This window comes from Nocardia sp. NPDC004573 (assembly GCF_053602135.1).
In genome coordinates this window covers 344,443-360,248 of the sequence record NZ_JBSGDA010000001.1, presented here as the reverse complement: position 1 = coordinate 360,248, position 15,806 = coordinate 344,443, and the positions used below count along the sequence as shown (strand labels likewise).

The following is a 15,806-nucleotide window of genomic DNA, read 5'->3' as shown; positions in this document are numbered from 1 at the left end:
CACGGTGTGCTCATGAGTGCTCGTGCCTGTTCTCGAGGTAATGCTCCAGGGCTGAGATATCCAGATGTCCGGACACTCGTAGTGCTCTGCCGATCGCTCGGCGCCGCTCTGCCGCGAGCAGACAAGCCGAAAGGGGGTGCAACCAGGCACCCCGTCCGGGAAGTCTGCGCCGCGGATCGGGAACGATTTCGAGGACGTGGGAGCCGTCTCCGGTCTCACGGTCCCGAGCCACGATCCGCAACAGATCGACGGCCAGCTCGCGCTTCCGGCATCCGATACACGTCCGCACGGGAGCGGCTCGGCGCTGGTGCGCCGGGTGCTGCTCGGTGGTGCGATCGGGCGTCGAAGCCGAAGGCTCGGACTGAACCTTGGACCACTCTACCGCTGCCACGCTCGGAACGCCGAACCCCTCCCCCGCGGAAGTTACGAACCTGTCATCCCGAGCACTCCGCGGGCGGGCTCCGGTCAACTCCGATGCGCCTCCGTCCGCACGGATCCGCCCATGTCACCGGGAGCGGCGTCGCTGCGGATATCGATGCGCCAGCCGGTCAGCCGGGCGGCCAGACGAGCGTTCTGCCCCTCCTTGCCGATGGCCAGCGAGAGCTGGAAATCGGGCACCACGACGCGGGCCGCCCTGGCCTCGGCGTCGACGATGGTGACCGATACCACTTTCGACGGCGAGAGCGCATTACCGACGAAGGTCGCCGGATCCTCGGCGTAATCGATGATGTCGATCTTCTCGCCGGCCAGTTCGCTCATCACGTTGCGCACGCGCTGCCCCATGGGCCCGATACAGGCGCCCTTGGCGTTGACACCGGGCACCGTGCTGCGCACCGCGATCTTGGATCGGTGTCCCGCCTCCCTGGCCACGGCGACGATCTCCACCGACCCGTCGGCGATCTCCGGCACCTCCAGCGCGAACAGCCGCCGCACCAGGTTCGGGTGGGTGCGCGAGAGCGTGATCTGCGGGCCGCGCGGACCACGGGAGACGCCGACGACGTAACACTTGATCCGGTCGCCGTGCTCGTAGGTCTCGCCGGGCACCTGTTCGGCGGGCGGGATCAATCCCTCCGTGCCGTGCAGCTCGCTGCCGATGCGGACCACGACGGTGCCGCGGGCGTTGGCGCGCGCGTCACGCTGCACGACGCCGCCGACGATGTCCCCCTCGTGCGTGGAGAACTCGCCGAAGGACTTCTCGTTCTCCGCGTCGCGCAACCGCTGCAGCACGACCTGCCTGGCGGTGGTCGCCGCGATCCGGCCGAATCCCTCCGGGGTGTCGTCCCATTCGGAGATCACGTTGCCGTCGGCGTCCACCTCGCGCGCCATCACCCGGACCACGCCGGTCTTCTGGTTGATGTCGATGCGCGCGTTCGGCTGGTGGCCCTCGGTGTGGCGGTACGCGGTGAGCAGCGCCGACTCGATCGCGGAGATCACGGTCTCGATCGAGATCCCCTTGTCGGCGACGATCGCGCGCAGGGCTTCGATTTCGATGTTCATTCCACGATCCCTTCGGTCGGCGAATCGGACGCTGTTACGGATTCGGATGGTGCATTCGGTGTTCCTCGAAGCTGCGCGGCGTCGTCGACCGCCACCGCGTCTTCCTGACCCGGAGCGGGCCGCCCCGGAACGACTCCGCCCGCGAGTTCGAGTTCCCGCGCGCCCGGTGGCGAGAACTCGACTTGGACGACGGCCGTGGCGATGTCGGCCAGCGGAACGGTCACCCGGTGCGGGTTCCGTTTGCCGCCGAGCACCAGCGCCACGGAATCTCCGGTCAGCGCGCCGACCCTGGCCTCGAAGGTCTCCGACCCTTCCGGCGGCTGCGCGCCTGCACGCAGCCGGACGCGGACCTTCCGCCCTCGCGCCCGCCGCCAGTGCCGGGCGGCGGTCAACGGGCGGTCGATCCCGGGGGTCGTGACCTCCAGCAGGTAGGGCGTCTCACCGAACTCCCCCGCGTCGTCCAGCAGCGCCGACAACTCGGTGCTCAGATTCGCCAGGGAGTCCAGATCGGAGGTGTCGCGGTCCACGGTCACCTGCACCCGAGCCTGCGCGTCCACGCGCGCACCCGCCGTCGAGATCTCGACGCCCTCGAGGTCGAATCCTCGGCGCTCGACGAGACCAGCTACGAGCTGGCTCACCCTTTCCTCGGTCGGCTTCGGCATGTGGGGCGGCTCCTGGTTCAGTTGTGACGCGGCGGGAGAATTCTCTACCGAAGGTCTAGCGTAACGCGCCACGAGAGTGTAAAGGACCAGTGGTCGAGGACTGCGCACGCCACGACCGACGCTGGTCCGGCGCAGCCTCGCGAGTCTGGCACGATAGTGCCGTGCCCATCCGCCTTCCCGCCCCGCCGCGTGCCGGGCGCACCACCGGCATGCCATCCGACCGGCACGAGCCCCACCGCACCGCCATGGGTCGCCGCACCGCGTTGCGTCTCGCGGGCGGCGGAACGGCCGGGGTGCTCGCCCTCGGCGCGCTGGCCGGTTGCACCGGTGACGACGTGGTTCACGAGCCGGATCCGCTTGCCGCACAGGAGATCGCCGCGCGCGCCGACGCCGCGGCAGCGACCGCGGCCATCGCCATCGCACCCGACCGGCACGCCGCGTTGTCGGCGATCGCGGCCGAGCGCACCGCCCACGCCGACGCCTTGCGCACCGAGATCGACCGCGCGATCGGCGTCTACGCCGACGGCACCAAACCGGCGCACCGCACGCGCGCCGGTGCGTCCGGCCCGTCGGCCGTGGCTTCGGGCAGCGCCGTGCCGCCCACCACGCCGCCGAGCGTGGATTCGCTGCGTACGCAGCTCACCGCCGCCCAGAAATCGTCGGCCGAGCTCGCTCGCGCTCTGACCGGCTACCGAGCCGGTCTGCTCGCGTCGATCAGCGCGGCCTGCGCGGTGCAGGCGGGGGTGTTGCTGGCATGACCGAGGACGAACGCCGAGCGCTCATCGACGCGCTGAACGCCGAATACGGCGCGGTGTACGCCTACGGGGTGATCGCCGCCTACGCCTCGCCCGAGCGCACCAGAGTGGTCGCCGAGCACACCGCCGCTCACCGGGCTCGCCGCGACGCCACCGTGGACACCCTCGCACTGGGTGGCGCGACGGTGCCACCGCCGGACGCGGCCTACACGGCGCCGTTCGCCGTGACCGATCCGATCTCGGCCGCCCGGCTGGCCGTGACGGTCGAGTCCGACACCGCGGTCGCCTGGCGGTCGGTGGTCGAGCGCGCCGACTCCATGGCCATCCGGCGCACCGGTGTCGAAGCGCTCACCGAGGCCGCCGTCCGGCTGGCCGCGTGGCAGTCGATCCTCGGCGCGAATCCGCCCACGGTCGCGTTTCCCGGCAAGGTCTGACCCGGCGGCCGGGCACGAGATCTGCTACGCGGCAAAGGAACGACGCGAACGGCGGCCGCGGACAGCTCGGGCCGCCGTTCGCTCGGCACGCGACTGTTACGGCCGCATCTCGTAGGCGCCGTCGTAGGACGCCACCTCGGCCCACACCCGGTCGAAGCGCGGACGGTCCGCAACCGGCGGCCGCAGCGCGGACGCGGCCCAGCCCTGCTGGTCGGGGGTGGCGGACGGCTTGCCGTACAGGGCGGTGGCGTAGGCGTTGAAATCGCGGATCTGGAAGTCGAAGATCTGGTCGATCAGGTCCCGATCCAGGCCGGTGATCGCGGCCTGCTCCAGGATCAACTGGCCGTAGACCACCAGGGAGAACAGGTGGCCGATGGTCAGCATGAAGTCCAGGTCCTTCTGCTGGTCCGCGTCCGGCGCCGCCGTGGTCAGCAGCGTGCGCAGCGCCTGCGCCTGCTGGTAGAACCGGCCCACGTTGGGGATGTCGGCGTGCTTGTCGTAGATGGGGGTCCAGTCGGCGAAGCGCACCTTGCCTGCCCCACGCGCGGGACCCTGGCGCCAGAAGAACGCGTCGTCGGCCGCGTCCTGACGGGTCCCGATCTCCGGGTAGTCCTGCGGGTCGAACAGGTAGTTGGGCATGAACTTCAGGATCTGCCCGACGTTCACGTGTACCGTGCCCTCCAGCCGGGGCAGCGTGCTGATCAGCCGTTGGACCTCGGCGAAGTAGGTGTTCTTCTCGAATCCCTTGGCGGCCAGCACATCCAGCAGCAACGTCATGACGGTCTCGCCCTCGGAGGTCACCTTGGACTTCGTCATCGGGTTGAACAGCAGGTACCGGCGGTCCTCCAGGCTCGCGCTGCGGAAGTAGTCGATCGCGCGGTCGCTGAACAGCTTCATCGCAACGATGCGCGCGTAGGCGTCGACGAAATTCGACCGCACGTGCGGGAAGTCGGTGACCGGATTGCCGTAGAGGATCCGGTTGTTCGCGTGGGTGATCGCCTCGTAGAAGGAGTGCTCGACCATACCGATGCCGCCGTGGCAGAGGTTGAACTTGCCCACGTTCACGGTGTTCAGCGCCGCGGAGAAGGCTTCGGGCCCGGTGTGCAGGATGTCCTCGGCGCGCACCGGGTAGTTCTCCAGCCGGAAGGTGCTCACGTACATCTGCTGATGCACGACGTTGCCGAGCAGACGGTAGTTCTCGTGGCGGGAGTCGGCGGCGAACCAGACATAGGCGTCGGCGCCCTCGAGGTCGGCGCGGCGGGAAAACACCGATACCATGCTGGCCACGTTGCCGTTGCCGATGTAGTACTTCTCCCCGTTGGCGCGAAACAGGATGCCCGCCTCGGCGTCCGCGCTACCCGGCTCGCTCGGGGTCAGCACCAGGTCGGTGTTGTAGATGTCCGCGCCGTGGGTCTGCTCGGACAGACCGAACGCCATCACCTCGCCGTCGGCCAGATCGGCGGCCGCGCGCTTCTTGGCCGCCTCGTTGTCGCTCTGCCAGATCGGGCCGAGACCGAGGATGGTCACCTGCTCGGCGTACCAGTACGCCAGACCGTAGAAGCCGAAGATCTCCGACAGCGCGGCGTTGCGCGCGGCGTCCCAGCGACGGTCGGGATCGCCGTCGGCGTAGGCGGCGGGCGTCAGGAAGGTGGCGAACAGCTTCTCCTTCTTCACGAAGTCGAGGAAGTCGGCCGTCCACACCGCGTTCGCGTCGTCGGCGAGCAGACGCTGTTTGCCCCGGCCCTCGAACCACTCGATCGTGGCGCGCAACAGGCGCCGCGTCTCGGCGTCGAACTGCTGCGGGTCATAGGTGGCGGGGTTGAACAACCGCGCGTCGGTGTTTGTCATGCCGGTTAACTTACCAGCGCGTAACAGCAGCGTGGACGAGGTCCGCGGATCTATGACCAGCGAATACAGGCTACGGTGGCGTAGGTAGCCGCGCGGCGCTCCAGCGGTTCGGCGCGAAAGCGAACGGCCCCCGGCACGGTCACGCCGAGGGCCGTTTCGACATCGGATCAGCCCCGCACTCTGGCCACGACCGCGTCCACCGCGGACGCGGCGGGGAGTTCCTCGGTCTCGCCGGTGAAACGGTCGCGCAGCTCCACCTTGCCCTCGGCCCAGCCGCGGCCGATCACCAGCACCAGCGGCATGCCGAGCAGTTCGGCGTCCTTGAACTTCACCCCCGGCGAGGCGGTGCGGTCGTCGAAGAGCACGTCCAGGCCCTGGGCATGCAGGCCGGACACCACCTCTTCCGCGCCGGCGCGAGCTGCGTCGTCCTTGTTCGCGATGACGACGTGCACGTCGTACGGCGCGACCGCCGCCGGCCAGCGCAATCCCTTGTCGTCGTGCTGTTGCTCGGCGATCACCGCGACCATGCGCGACACACCGATGCCGTAGGAGCCCATGGTCAGTCGCACCGGCTTGCCGTTCTCGCCGAGCACGTCCACCTCGAACGCGTCGGTGTACTTGTTGCCGAGCTGGAAGATGTGGCCGATCTCGATGCCGCGCGCCGCCACCAGCGTGCCCCGGCCGTCCGGCGAGGGATCGCCGTCGCGGACCTCGGCGGCCTCGATGGTCCCGTCCGGAGTGAAGTCGCGGCCGGCGACCAGGCCGACGACGTGCTTGCCCGGTTCGTCGGCGCCGGTGATCCAGCTGGTTCCGGCGCCGACGCGGGGATCGACCAGGTAGCGAACACCGTTGGCCTGTAGCGCCTTCGGACCGATGTACCCCTTGACCAGGAACGGGTTCTCGGCGAAATCCGCTTCGCTGAGCAGTTCCACCTCGGCCGGTTCGACCGACGCGCCGAGGCGCTTGTCGTCGACCTCGCGGTCACCGGGGATGCCGATGCCGACGATCTCGCTCTTCCCGTCCGGGTGGCGCAGCTTGACCATGACGTTCTTCAAGGTGTCGGCCGCGGTGACCGGGCGGCCGTAGCGCTCGGCGATACCGGCGCCGTTGGCCCAGTCCACCAGCGTCGCGATGGTGGGGGTGTCCGGGGTGTCGTGCACCACGGCCTCGGGCTGCCCTTCGATCGGCAGCGGTTCGGGCGCGGGCGTGACCACCGCCTCCACATTGGCCGCGTAGCCGGATTCCGGGCAGCGCACATAGGTGTCCTCGCCGACCGGGCTGTCGGCGAGGAATTCCTCCGACGCGCTGCCGCCCATCGCGCCCGAGGTGGCGGCGACGATGACGTACTTGACCCGCAGCCGGTCGAAGATGCGCTGGTAGGCCTGGCGATGCGCGTGGTAACTCGCCTTTAGGCCGTCCTCGTCCAGGTCGAAGGAATAGGAGTCCTTCATGACGAACTCGCGCCCGCGCAGGATGCCCGCGCGGGGGCGCTCCTCGTCGCGGTACTTGGTCTGGATCTGGTACAGCGTGACCGGCAGGTCCTTGTAGGAGCTGTACTCGCCCTTCACGGTGAGCGCGAAGAGCTCCTCGTGGGTGGGGCCGAGCAGGTAGTCCGCGCCCTTGCGGTCGCGCAGCCGGAACAGGCCGTCGCCGTACTCGGTCCACCGGTTGGTGGTCTCGTACGGTTCGCGCGGCAGCAGCGCGGGTAGGGAGATCTCCTGGGCGCCGATCGCGTCCATCTCCGCGCGCACCACGTCCTCCACCTTGCGCAGCACGCGCAGGCCCAGCGGCAGCCACGAGTAGACACCCGGGGCGATGCGGCGCACGTAGCCGGCACGGACCAAGAGTTTGTGGCTGGGCACCTCGGCGTCGGCAGGATCGTCGCGGAGGGTTCGCAGGAACAGGCGGGAGAGGCGGGTGATCACGGAAGCACAGGGTAGTCGCTGGCCGGACGCCGGTCCCAGCGCATTACCGTATTCGTTCGTGCTGGTGCTGCTGCCTCCTTCCGAAACCAAGTCCGATGGCGGCGCGGGGGCGCCACTGGCGCTGGACTCACTGGCGATGCCGCAGCTCACGGCGGTGCGCGCCCGGCTGGTCGAGGAAGTGGTGCGGTTGGCGGCCGACCCGGAAGGCTCCCGGGCCGCGCTCGGTCTCGGCAAGGGAGCCGACAGCGAGATCGCGCGCAACGCGGCACTGCGCACCTCGCCGACCCGTCCCGCGCTGGAGCGCTACACCGGCGTCCTCTACGACGCGCTGGACGCGCGCTCGTTCACCAAGGTGCAGCGAGCCAAGGCGTACGCGCGGCTCGGCATCGGCTCCGCCCTCTTCGGCGCGGTCCGCGCCGGTGACCCGATTCCCGCCTATCGCCTGTCCGGCGGCTCGAAACTGCCCGGGCTGCCGACCCTTTCGGCGGTGTGGCGCGATGAGCTGAGCGCCGCCCTGCTCGCCGAGGCCTGCGGTGAACTCGTGGTCGACCTGCGCTCGGGCACCTATCAGCAGCTGGGGCGGGTGCCCGGCGCGGTCACCGCCAACGTGCTCACCGAGCATCCGGACGGCTCACGCACGGTGGTGAGTCATTTCAACAAGCACCACAAGGGCCTGCTGGCGCGGGCCCTCGTGCTCACCAGAGCGGAACCAGCCGACGTGCGGGCTGTCGCGCGGGTGGCGGCGAAGGCGGGGCTACGGACCGAGATCGCCTCTCCCACCGAGCTTTTGATCATCACCTGAGTGCGTCCGGCGGTCGCCGGTGAGCGCGGCGAGTTCGGCTTCGAGGTTGGCACGTGCCTGCGATTCGTACCGGCGGCGCGCGATGGGTGTCCGGAACAGGTACGGCTACTCGGCCAGTTCCCGCAGCACCGCCGCGCGGCCCGCGCGGAACACATCGTCCGGGACGTGCCGGTACTCCGCCCGCACGGCTCGCGTGTAGGCGGCGTAGCCGGTCGGGCCATTTCGCCCACGTGCACCCTGCGCACCGGCTGGAGCGGCCATCACGACCGATGACTCCGGCACATCGGCCACGCAGAGCAGCGTCGACCGAAATCGAGAGTCATCGCTGATCTCGCACCGATCGCCGGCACATCGGGAAGGGTGTATGCCGGACAGTGGTAGTGGGCCGCGCCTCGAGGACCGGGCGGGAGCGGCGCGAACCCGCGGCACCGCCGATGCTCACCGAGCGAATCGAGGAGACATGCAGACCATCGCGCACTGGCTCGACGGCAAGGCCTACGCAGGCACCGGCGAGACGACCGCCCAGGTGACCAATCCGGCGACCGGCGTGGTGACCGGGGAGGTCGCGCTGGCGACCGTCGCCGACACCCGCGCGGCGATCGATTCCGCCGCGAAGGCCTTCCCGGCGTGGCGGGACACCTCGCTGACCCGGCGCACGCAGATCCTGTTCCGTTTCCGTGAGCTGCTGAACGAGCGCAAGGAGGAGCTGGCCCGGCTGATCACCGCCGAACACGGCAAGGTGCTCGCGGACGCGATCGGCGAGGTGAGCCGCGGCCTGGAAGTCGTCGAGTTCGCTTGCGGTATACCGCATCTGCTCCAGGGCGGCTACACCGAGAACGCCTCGACCAAGGTCGACATCTTCGCCATCCGCCAGCCGCTCGGCCCGGTCGCGATCATCTCGCCGTTCAACTTCCCCGCGATGGTGCCGATGTGGTTCTTCCCGATCGCCATCGCCGCGGGCAACACGGTGGTGCTCAAACCGAGCGAGAAGGACCCGTCCCCGTCGCTGTGGCTCGCGCGGCTGTGGGCCGAAGCGGAATTGCCCGCGGGCGTGTTCACGGTGGTGCAGGGCGACAAGGTCGCGGTCGACGAACTACTGGACAACCCGGGCGTCAAGGCCGTCTCGTTCGTCGGCTCGACGCCGATCGCCCGGTACGTCTATCAGCGCGGCACCGCCGCGGGCAAGCGGGTGCAGGCGCTCGGCGGCGCGAAGAACCACATGGTGGTGCTACCGGACGCGGACCTGGACCTGGCCGCCGACGCCGCGGTGAACGCCGGATTCGGCTCGGCGGGCGAGCGCTGCATGGCGATCAGCGTGGTGGTCGCCGTAGGCGGGACGGCCGACGAACTGGTCGGCAAGATCGCCGAACGGGCTGCGACCATCAAGACCGGCGACGGCACCCGCGGCGCGGACATGGGGCCGCTGGTCACCCGCGCGCACCGCGACCGCGTCGCGGAGTACATCGCGGCGGGCGAGTCCGCCGGAGCGACCGTCGTTCTCGACGGGCGGGGCGTTCGAGCCGACGGCGCGACCGACGGGTTCTGGCTCGGGCCGACGATTCTCGACAACGTCGGCACGGACATGAGCGTCTACACCGACGAGATCTTCGGCCCCGTGCTGTCGGTGGTGCGCGTCGATACCTACGACGACGCGCTGGCCCTGGTCAACACCAATCCCTACGGCAACGGCACCGCGCTCTTCACCAACGACGGCGGCGCCGCTCGCCGCTTCCACAACGAGGTCGAAGTCGGGATGGTCGGCATCAACGTGCCGATCCCGGTTCCGATGTCCTATTACAGCTTCGGCGGCTGGAAGAACTCGCTGTTCGGTGACGCGCACGCGCACGGCTCCGACGGCGTGCGGTTCTTCACCCGCACCAAAGCGGTCACCACCCGCTGGCTCGATCCCAGCCACGGCGGACTCAACCTCGGCTTCCCGCAGAACCGATAGCAACCGAGAGCGCTCCGGGTCGAGGACGTCAGGACCGCCGACGGCTGGGCGAGCGAGATTGACCGCATCGACCCCAGTGCCCAGGCGGCCTTCCACCGGGTTCGCGAGCGCCTGCGATACGGTGGCCCCGGCGATGATGGCGGCGGCGACCCTTCGACTACACGTCGGCGAATCGGCACCTCGTTCGGCCCACCGTGTTTTCGGCGGCCGTGTACGCCGAGTCGACGGGAATTCCCTGCGGCGCGCCGCTGTTCGCTCAGAACGTGACCAGCACCGCAGAACTCTCCGACGGCCTCAAGAAGTACCTGGACGAAGAGAAGGTCTTCGCCACCGCGGCCACGATCGGACCCAACGGGCAACCGCATCTGACCGTGATCTGGCTGAAGCGCGACGGCGACGACCTGCTCTTCTCCACCACCACCGATCGTCAGCAAGGCAAGAACCTCGCGCGTGACCCGCGCATCACCGTGCTGATCAACCCGCCGGACAACCCGTATGTCTACGCGGAGATCCGGGGCAACGCGACCGTCACGCCCGACCCGGAGAAGACCCTGCCCAACGAATTGTCGGTGAAGTACACCGGACAGAAGTACGCGGACTTCAACCCCGCCTCCGTCGACGACGGCCCGCGCATCATCGTGCGCGTCACACCCCGCCGTGTCGCGGGGCGGTTCTGATCTCCAGCGGATCCGATTCAGCCACTCACGCTTGCTGTGCTTCTTCCTGCGCGTGCTGGGCCATGGCCAGTTGTTGCGGGGTGAAGCGCAGTGTCAAGGCGACCAGTCCGGCCGCGAACGCGATGAGGGCGCAGACGAACAGCACCAGGGTGTAGCCGTCGCCCAGTGCGGCGATCTCCGCGGATGTCATCCCGGCCACCTTCTCGGTGCGGCCACCGAGCGACAGGGTGCGGGAGGCGGCGATCGGGGTGAGCAGGCCGATGGCCACCGGGGTGGCCAGGTTCATGAACATCTGCCCGACCGCCGCCAGCGGGCCGATATTGGCCGGCGGCACACCGACCAGCACACACAGCGGCGCGAGCACCATCGCGATGCCGACGCCGAAACCGATCACCACCAGCAGCGGCAGCAGCGTCGCGAAGTACAGCACCTCGCCGTCGAGGGTCGAACCCAACAGCAGTCCCACGCCGAGCACCACGGCCGCGCCCGCGAGCAGCCAGCGCGGCGCGACGTACAGCGCGGCCTTGGACGCCACCGCGCCGCCGACGCCGATGCCGACGGTGAACGGGATCGCCGCGACGCCCGCCTTCAGCGGACCGTATCCGATGACGTTCTGCATGAACTGGGCGACGAAGAAGGTCATCGCGCCGAGCACTCCGCCGGCCAGGAAGATCAGCAGGAACGTGGCGACACGGTCGCGGCTGTCGAACAGCGACCACGGCAGCAGCGGGTCGTCCACCCGCCTTTCCAACGCCACGAAGACGATCAGCAGCACAACGCCGGCGATCAGCGAGCCGATGATCGCCGGATGTCCCCACCCGAGCTCCGGGCCCTCGGTGGCGCCGAACACGATCGACGCGCAGGCGATGGTGCCGAGCACCGCGCCCGGGATGTCGAGGGCCGAGCGGTGGTGTTCGGTGTCGGCGAGCTTGTAGGCCGCGCCGAGGATGATCAGCGCGCCGATCGGGACGTTGATCAGGAAGATCCATCGCCACGACAGCTGGGTCAGCGCGCCGCCGACCACGAGTCCGCCGACGGAGCCGATGCCGACCATCGAGCCGACGATCGCGATCGCCTGATTGCGCGCCTTGCCCGGCGCGAAGGTCGTCGCCACCAGCGCGAACGCGGTGGGCGCCGCGACCGCCGCGCCCGCGCCCTGGAGGGCCCGCGCCGCCAGCAGCATGGCTTGGTTCTGCGCGAGCCCGCACAACAGCGAGGCCAGCGTGAACAAAGCGACGCCGACGACCAGCATGCGCTTGCGGCCGAAAGCGTCGCCGAGCCGACCGCCGAGCAGCATCAGGCCCGCGAAGGTCAGCCCGTAGGAGGTCACCGTCCACGCGCTGCCCGCGCTGGACAACCCCATCTCCTCTTGCAGCCGCGGCAGCGCGAAGATCACGACCGTGCCGTCGAGCACGACCATGAGCTGCAATCCGCTCAGCACTAGGATCGCGAGCCCGAAGGCCCGCTGCGTCACTGGATACTGCATCGTCGCAGCGGGGTTCCGAAGCACAGTGAGTCACTGTAATTGATGCCGCTGCCGTCTTTGTCCACCCACCGATCCGGCCGGACGCGCGATGGGGAGCGATCCCGCCGATCCGGCCGGTCGCGGTCGGCGCGGACCATCGGCTGGTCCGGCTCGACGCGATCAGGCATAGTCCCTGGTCCTTCCGGCTGACGACGAGCAGTCCAGCGAACCGGCCGGTCGACATCCCGGCCGAATCACCCGTGCCCCTTCCCCTGTATCGGCCCCCACCGCGGTGGCCGTGCCGAGAGAGGGGCGGCGGTCGATGCGAAGAGGTCTCTTCTGATCCCCGTTACGACTGCGAACGCTAGCCCGCCGCGGAGTCGGCGTGCGGGACGATCGCGTCGGCGGAGAAACCGGCGGTCGGGCCGATCACCACGATCGCGGGCGGGCGGATGCCTTCGGCGCGCACCCGGGCGGCCACCGTGCCGAGATCGGCGCGCAGCACGCGCTGGGTGCGCAACGTGCCTTCCTGGATGACGGTGGCGGGTGTGCCCGCCGGACGGCCGCCCTCCAGCAGCGCGGTGGCGAACTGCTCGATCCGCTCCACCGCCATCATCAGCACCAGGGTGCCGCGCAGGCGGGCCAGCGCGGGCCAGTCCACCAGCGAATCCGGATGATCCGGCGCGACGTGCCCGCTCACCACCACGAACTCGTGGGTGACGCCGCGGTGGGTCACCGGGATGCCGGCGGCGGCGGGCACCGAGATCGGACTGGTGACGCCGGGCACCACCGTGACCGGGACCCCGGCGGCCGCACAGGCCTCGAGTTCCTCGTAACCGCGCCCGAATACGTACGGGTCACCGCCCTTGAGCCGGACCACGAACTTGCCCGCCTTCGCGCCTTCGATCAGCGCGTTGTTGATCGCCTCCTGCGCCATCGCCCGCCCGTACGGGATCTTGGCGGCGTCGACCACCTCGACCTCCGGTCCGAGTTCGGCCAGCAGTTCCGGCGGCGCGAGCCGGTCGGCGACCACCAGGTCCGCCCTGGCCAGCAGCCGCCGCCCGCGCACGGTGATCAGGTCGGGATCGCCCGGACCACCGCCGACCAGGGCGACGCCGGGCGCGATCGGCGTCGAGTCGTCGCTCACCACACCGGATTGCAGAGCTTCCAGCAACGCGTTGCGCACGGCCGCCGAGCGCCGGTGCTGCCCGCTCGCCAGCACGCCGAGCGTCAGCCCGTCGTAGCGGGCGGTGGCCGGGGTGACCGCGGTGCCCAGCCGCGCCGTGTCGGCACGCACGCAGAAGATCCGCCGCCGGGTCGCCTCGGCGACCACCGCCGCGTTGGTCTCGGGCTCGTCGGTGCACGCGATCGCGTACCAGGCGCCGTCGAGGTCGCCGTCGGCGTAAGCGCGCAGCGTGACGGTGATCTGTCCGGAGGTCGCCATCCCCTCGACCGCGGGCGTGACCGCACGGCTCACCACGTGGACGTCCGCGCCGGAGGCGATCAGCAGTCCCAGTCGGCGCTGCGCGACCGACCCACCGCCGACCACGACGACACGCCGTCCGCGCAGATCGAGCCCGACCAGGTAGTTCGGGTCGCCGGTCGGCTGGTCTTGCGTTGCGTCTGACGTGTTCGGCACAAGTTTCGAGCCTACGGCGTAGCCGTCCGGCACCGGCAATCGACCGGCACGCCTCTCATCTCGAGCAGCGGCGACGAGCGAAGTCGCGGGTAGTCGAAGCCGGTTCGCAGCATGAGAGGGCGCGGCCGCAGACGGCCGAGGCGTCGACCACCGCTCCGTCCGACAACTGTGACCAGCGGTAACGAGCGATCCGGCGGTCTGCGGCGGTAGGTTGCGGTGGAGTCGCTGGGAAAGGCGGACGATGAAGCAGCTCACACCGGAACGACTACTCGACGTGGCCTACGACGAGGCGCTGCGCGGACTCGCCGAAGGCGGGATCCCGATCGGCGCCGCCCTCTTCGACGCGGATGGCACGCTGCTCGGGCGCGGGCACAACCGCCGGGTCCAGTCGGGCGACCCCAGCATGCACGCCGAGACCGACGCGTTCCGCGCGGCGGGACGGCGGCGCGACTACCGCGGCACCGTCATGGTCACCACCCTTTCGCCGTGCTGGTATTGCAGCGGCCTGGTCCGCCAGTTCGGCATCGGCGCGGTGGTGGTCGGAGAGTCGCAGACCTTCTCCGGCGGGCACAAGTGGCTCGCCGGGCACGGCGTCGCGGTCACCGTCCTGGAGGACCGGCGCTGCATCGATCTGATGAGCCGGTTCATCGCCGAACATCCCGCGCTGTGGCACGAGGACATCGGGTCCGCCGACGATCTCGAGGCCTGAGCAGCCGCTCAGCGGAAATACGGATATTCCTGCACCCAGTGGAATCCGCGGCTGCGCAGCGGGAAGTCGTCGAGGGCCACCGAGGTCAGCGCCATCGAGACCGGCTGTCCGGCCAGGGTGCCCGTCAGAGTCAGCCGCTGGGGGCCGGGCCGGTCGAATCCGAAACTCGCCAAGGGTTGTGGTCGGTCGCCGACGGCTGCCGGTGGCGCGACCATGACCAGCGTGCGCGCGCCGGTATCCACCAGGGCGAGCACCGGAACCAACTGCCCGTCCATCCGCTGCACGGAAGCCCCGTCGCGGTCGAAGACGACGCGCTGCCAACGCAATTGGTCGGTGGTCAGCGGTGGGAGCGGTTTTCCGTCCACGCTGAACTCGGTGACCGCCCAGATGCCGTACAACGGCGGTTCCGGTCGCCCGGCCCCCTGTTCGGTCCACCTTTCCCAGCCGGTGTACGCGTTCGAGCACACCAACCACACCCCGAGTGCGATCTGCACCGCGGCCGCGATCCGATTCGCCCGCGGCGTGCGCAGCAGAGGCGGCGTGGTGGACGGTCCGGTCGGCCGATCCAGCACGAGCACGTTCACCAGACGCCCGGCCTCCGGCGCCAGCAGCACCAGGCACAACAGCATCAGGTGGAACGACAGGATCTTCGCGGGCACGTCGTAGGTCATGTCGAGCACGAACACCTGTGTCGTGCAGACCAGGCTCAGCATCGCGCCCACCAGCGCGGTGCGCGGCACGAACAACAGCACGCCGCCGAGCAATTCCGCGCAGCCGAGCAGGATTTCGTACTGCGGCGACGCTCCGATGTGATTCCACAGCACCGCCATCGGACTGAAATTCCCGTAGGGCTCGAGCAGCCGGCTCAGCGGCGTCGGCGGCATCTGAGTGGGAACGGCCTTCGCCATGCCGTAGGCGATCAGCTGCCCGGCCAGGCACATCCGCACGAACAGCAGGAACCACGGCTGCACGGCCCGGTAGTGCCGCCGGTCCCGATCCAGCGCGCTCCAGACCAGCGTTGCGAGCACCGCGACGACGAGCAGGACGAACACCAGCACCCAGAAGTAGGCCTGGTCGCCGCTGATCGACGCCGTGTTCGCCGCGACGGATGTGCCGAACACCTGGGTACCGGTCCACTCGACCAGTGGGCGCAGCGCGCGGGCGACGCCGGAGTTCACCCAGTCCGGCAGCCATTCGCGCGCCAATCCGAGGAACTCCGGAGCGATCGACGGGTACACCAGGCAGAACAGCCCGAAGTACAGGAAACCGAAGCGGAACGCCACCCGGGTCGTCGCGCGCCAGGGACGGATACCGGAACGCTCCGCGTCCGCGGCTTCCGTCCGGTCGAGGATCGCTTCGGTCACGGCGGTCCCTCCAGTCCGAGTCGGTGCAGACCGAAGGTATCGAAAAGTGCGGTGGCCGTAGCGCGTTTCGGCGGGATC

15 protein-coding genes are annotated in these 15,806 nt (G+C 69.7%); 6 read left to right on the top strand and 9 right to left on the bottom strand.

The features are described from left to right. Positions 1-10 precede the first annotated feature (10 nt). From ACWEKR_RS01725 to rimP, 3 genes are all read right to left on the bottom strand, one after another. Positions 11-289 (bottom strand): YlxR family protein, encoded by a 279-nt coding sequence (locus ACWEKR_RS01725; protein WP_236566615.1) that lies wholly within the window; start codon positions 287-289, stop codon positions 11-13. A 176-nt stretch (positions 290-465) separates the two neighbouring features. Then, entirely contained in the window at positions 466-1,497 is a 1,032-nt protein-coding gene (nusA, locus tag ACWEKR_RS01720) for a transcription termination factor NusA (RefSeq protein WP_195083829.1), read from the bottom strand. Beyond that, a complete protein-coding gene (gene rimP / locus ACWEKR_RS01715) occupies positions 1,494-2,159 on the bottom strand; it encodes a ribosome maturation factor RimP (RefSeq protein WP_452352814.1) in 666 nt (221 codons plus the stop codon). The genes nusA and rimP overlap by 4 nt, the downstream gene beginning before the upstream one ends. Positions 2,160-2,404: 245 nt before the next feature. Here rimP and ACWEKR_RS01710 point away from each other — a divergent pair, with 245 nt between their 5' ends. Both ACWEKR_RS01710 and ACWEKR_RS01705 read left to right on the top strand, forming a co-directional pair. Continuing rightward, positions 2,405-2,917 (top strand): hypothetical protein, encoded by a 513-nt coding sequence (locus ACWEKR_RS01710; protein ID WP_452353081.1) that lies wholly within the window; start codon positions 2,405-2,407, stop codon positions 2,915-2,917. Then, positions 2,914-3,348 carry a ferritin-like domain-containing protein gene (locus ACWEKR_RS01705; RefSeq protein ID WP_452352813.1) on the top strand — a complete coding sequence of 145 codons (435 nt, stop codon included), beginning with the start codon at positions 2,914-2,916 and terminating at the stop codon, positions 3,346-3,348. Before ACWEKR_RS01710 ends, ACWEKR_RS01705 begins: the two co-directional genes overlap by 4 nt. 96 nt (positions 3,349-3,444) lie before the next feature. Here the strand turns inward: ACWEKR_RS01705 and ACWEKR_RS01700 are convergent, their stop codons facing one another. Both ACWEKR_RS01700 and ACWEKR_RS01695 read right to left on the bottom strand, forming a co-directional pair. Next, positions 3,445-5,196, bottom strand: a complete 1,752-nt coding sequence (locus tag ACWEKR_RS01700; protein ID WP_452352812.1) for an acyl-CoA dehydrogenase family protein — start codon at positions 5,194-5,196, stop codon at positions 3,445-3,447. 167 nt (positions 5,197-5,363) lie between these two features. Continuing rightward, a complete protein-coding gene (locus ACWEKR_RS01695) occupies positions 5,364-7,121 on the bottom strand; it encodes a proline--tRNA ligase (RefSeq protein ID WP_452352811.1) in 1,758 nt (585 codons plus the stop codon). A gap of 58 nt (positions 7,122-7,179) precedes the next feature. On the opposite strand from ACWEKR_RS01695, the gene yaaA reads away from it, so the two are divergent. Then, positions 7,180-7,923 carry a peroxide stress protein YaaA gene (yaaA, locus tag ACWEKR_RS01690; protein WP_452353080.1) on the top strand — a complete coding sequence of 248 codons (744 nt, stop codon included), beginning with the start codon at positions 7,180-7,182 and terminating at the stop codon, positions 7,921-7,923. 105 nt (positions 7,924-8,028) lie between these two features. On the opposite strand, the gene ACWEKR_RS01685 is transcribed toward yaaA, so the two are convergent. Then, complete coding sequence (locus ACWEKR_RS01685) at positions 8,029-8,214, bottom strand: hypothetical protein (protein WP_452352810.1); 186 nt, start codon at positions 8,212-8,214, stop codon at positions 8,029-8,031. A gap of 169 nt (positions 8,215-8,383) precedes the next feature. On the opposite strand from ACWEKR_RS01685, the gene ACWEKR_RS01680 reads away from it, so the two are divergent. Both ACWEKR_RS01680 and ACWEKR_RS01675 read left to right on the top strand, forming a co-directional pair. Further along, a complete protein-coding gene (locus ACWEKR_RS01680; RefSeq protein WP_452352809.1) occupies positions 8,384-9,874 on the top strand; it encodes a CoA-acylating methylmalonate-semialdehyde dehydrogenase in 1,491 nt (496 codons plus the stop codon). Positions 9,875-10,137: 263 nt separating this feature from the next. Next, positions 10,138-10,551, top strand: coding sequence for a PPOX class F420-dependent oxidoreductase (locus tag ACWEKR_RS01675; RefSeq protein ID WP_452352808.1), 414 nt, complete (start codon positions 10,138-10,140; stop codon positions 10,549-10,551). Positions 10,552-10,576: 25 nt separating this feature from the next. Here the strand turns inward: ACWEKR_RS01675 and ACWEKR_RS01670 are convergent, their stop codons facing one another. Together ACWEKR_RS01670 and cobA are read right to left on the bottom strand one after the other, a co-directional pair. Further along, positions 10,577-12,037, bottom strand: a complete 1,461-nt coding sequence (locus ACWEKR_RS01670; RefSeq protein WP_452352807.1) for an MFS transporter — start codon at positions 12,035-12,037, stop codon at positions 10,577-10,579. Positions 12,038-12,380: 343 nt separating this feature from the next. Beyond that, positions 12,381-13,655 (bottom strand): uroporphyrinogen-III C-methyltransferase, encoded by a 1,275-nt coding sequence (cobA, locus tag ACWEKR_RS01665; RefSeq protein ID WP_452352806.1) that lies wholly within the window; start codon positions 13,653-13,655, stop codon positions 12,381-12,383. Between the two features lie 241 nt (positions 13,656-13,896). Between cobA and ACWEKR_RS01660 the strand changes: the two genes are divergently transcribed. Further along, complete coding sequence (locus ACWEKR_RS01660; protein ID WP_195083838.1) at positions 13,897-14,364, top strand: nucleoside deaminase; 468 nt, start codon at positions 13,897-13,899, stop codon at positions 14,362-14,364. A gap of 8 nt (positions 14,365-14,372) precedes the next feature. On the opposite strand, the gene ACWEKR_RS01655 is transcribed toward ACWEKR_RS01660, so the two are convergent. Further along, positions 14,373-15,728 (bottom strand): DoxX family protein, encoded by a 1,356-nt coding sequence (locus ACWEKR_RS01655; protein ID WP_452352805.1) that lies wholly within the window; start codon positions 15,726-15,728, stop codon positions 14,373-14,375. Positions 15,729-15,806: the final 78 nt, after the last annotated feature.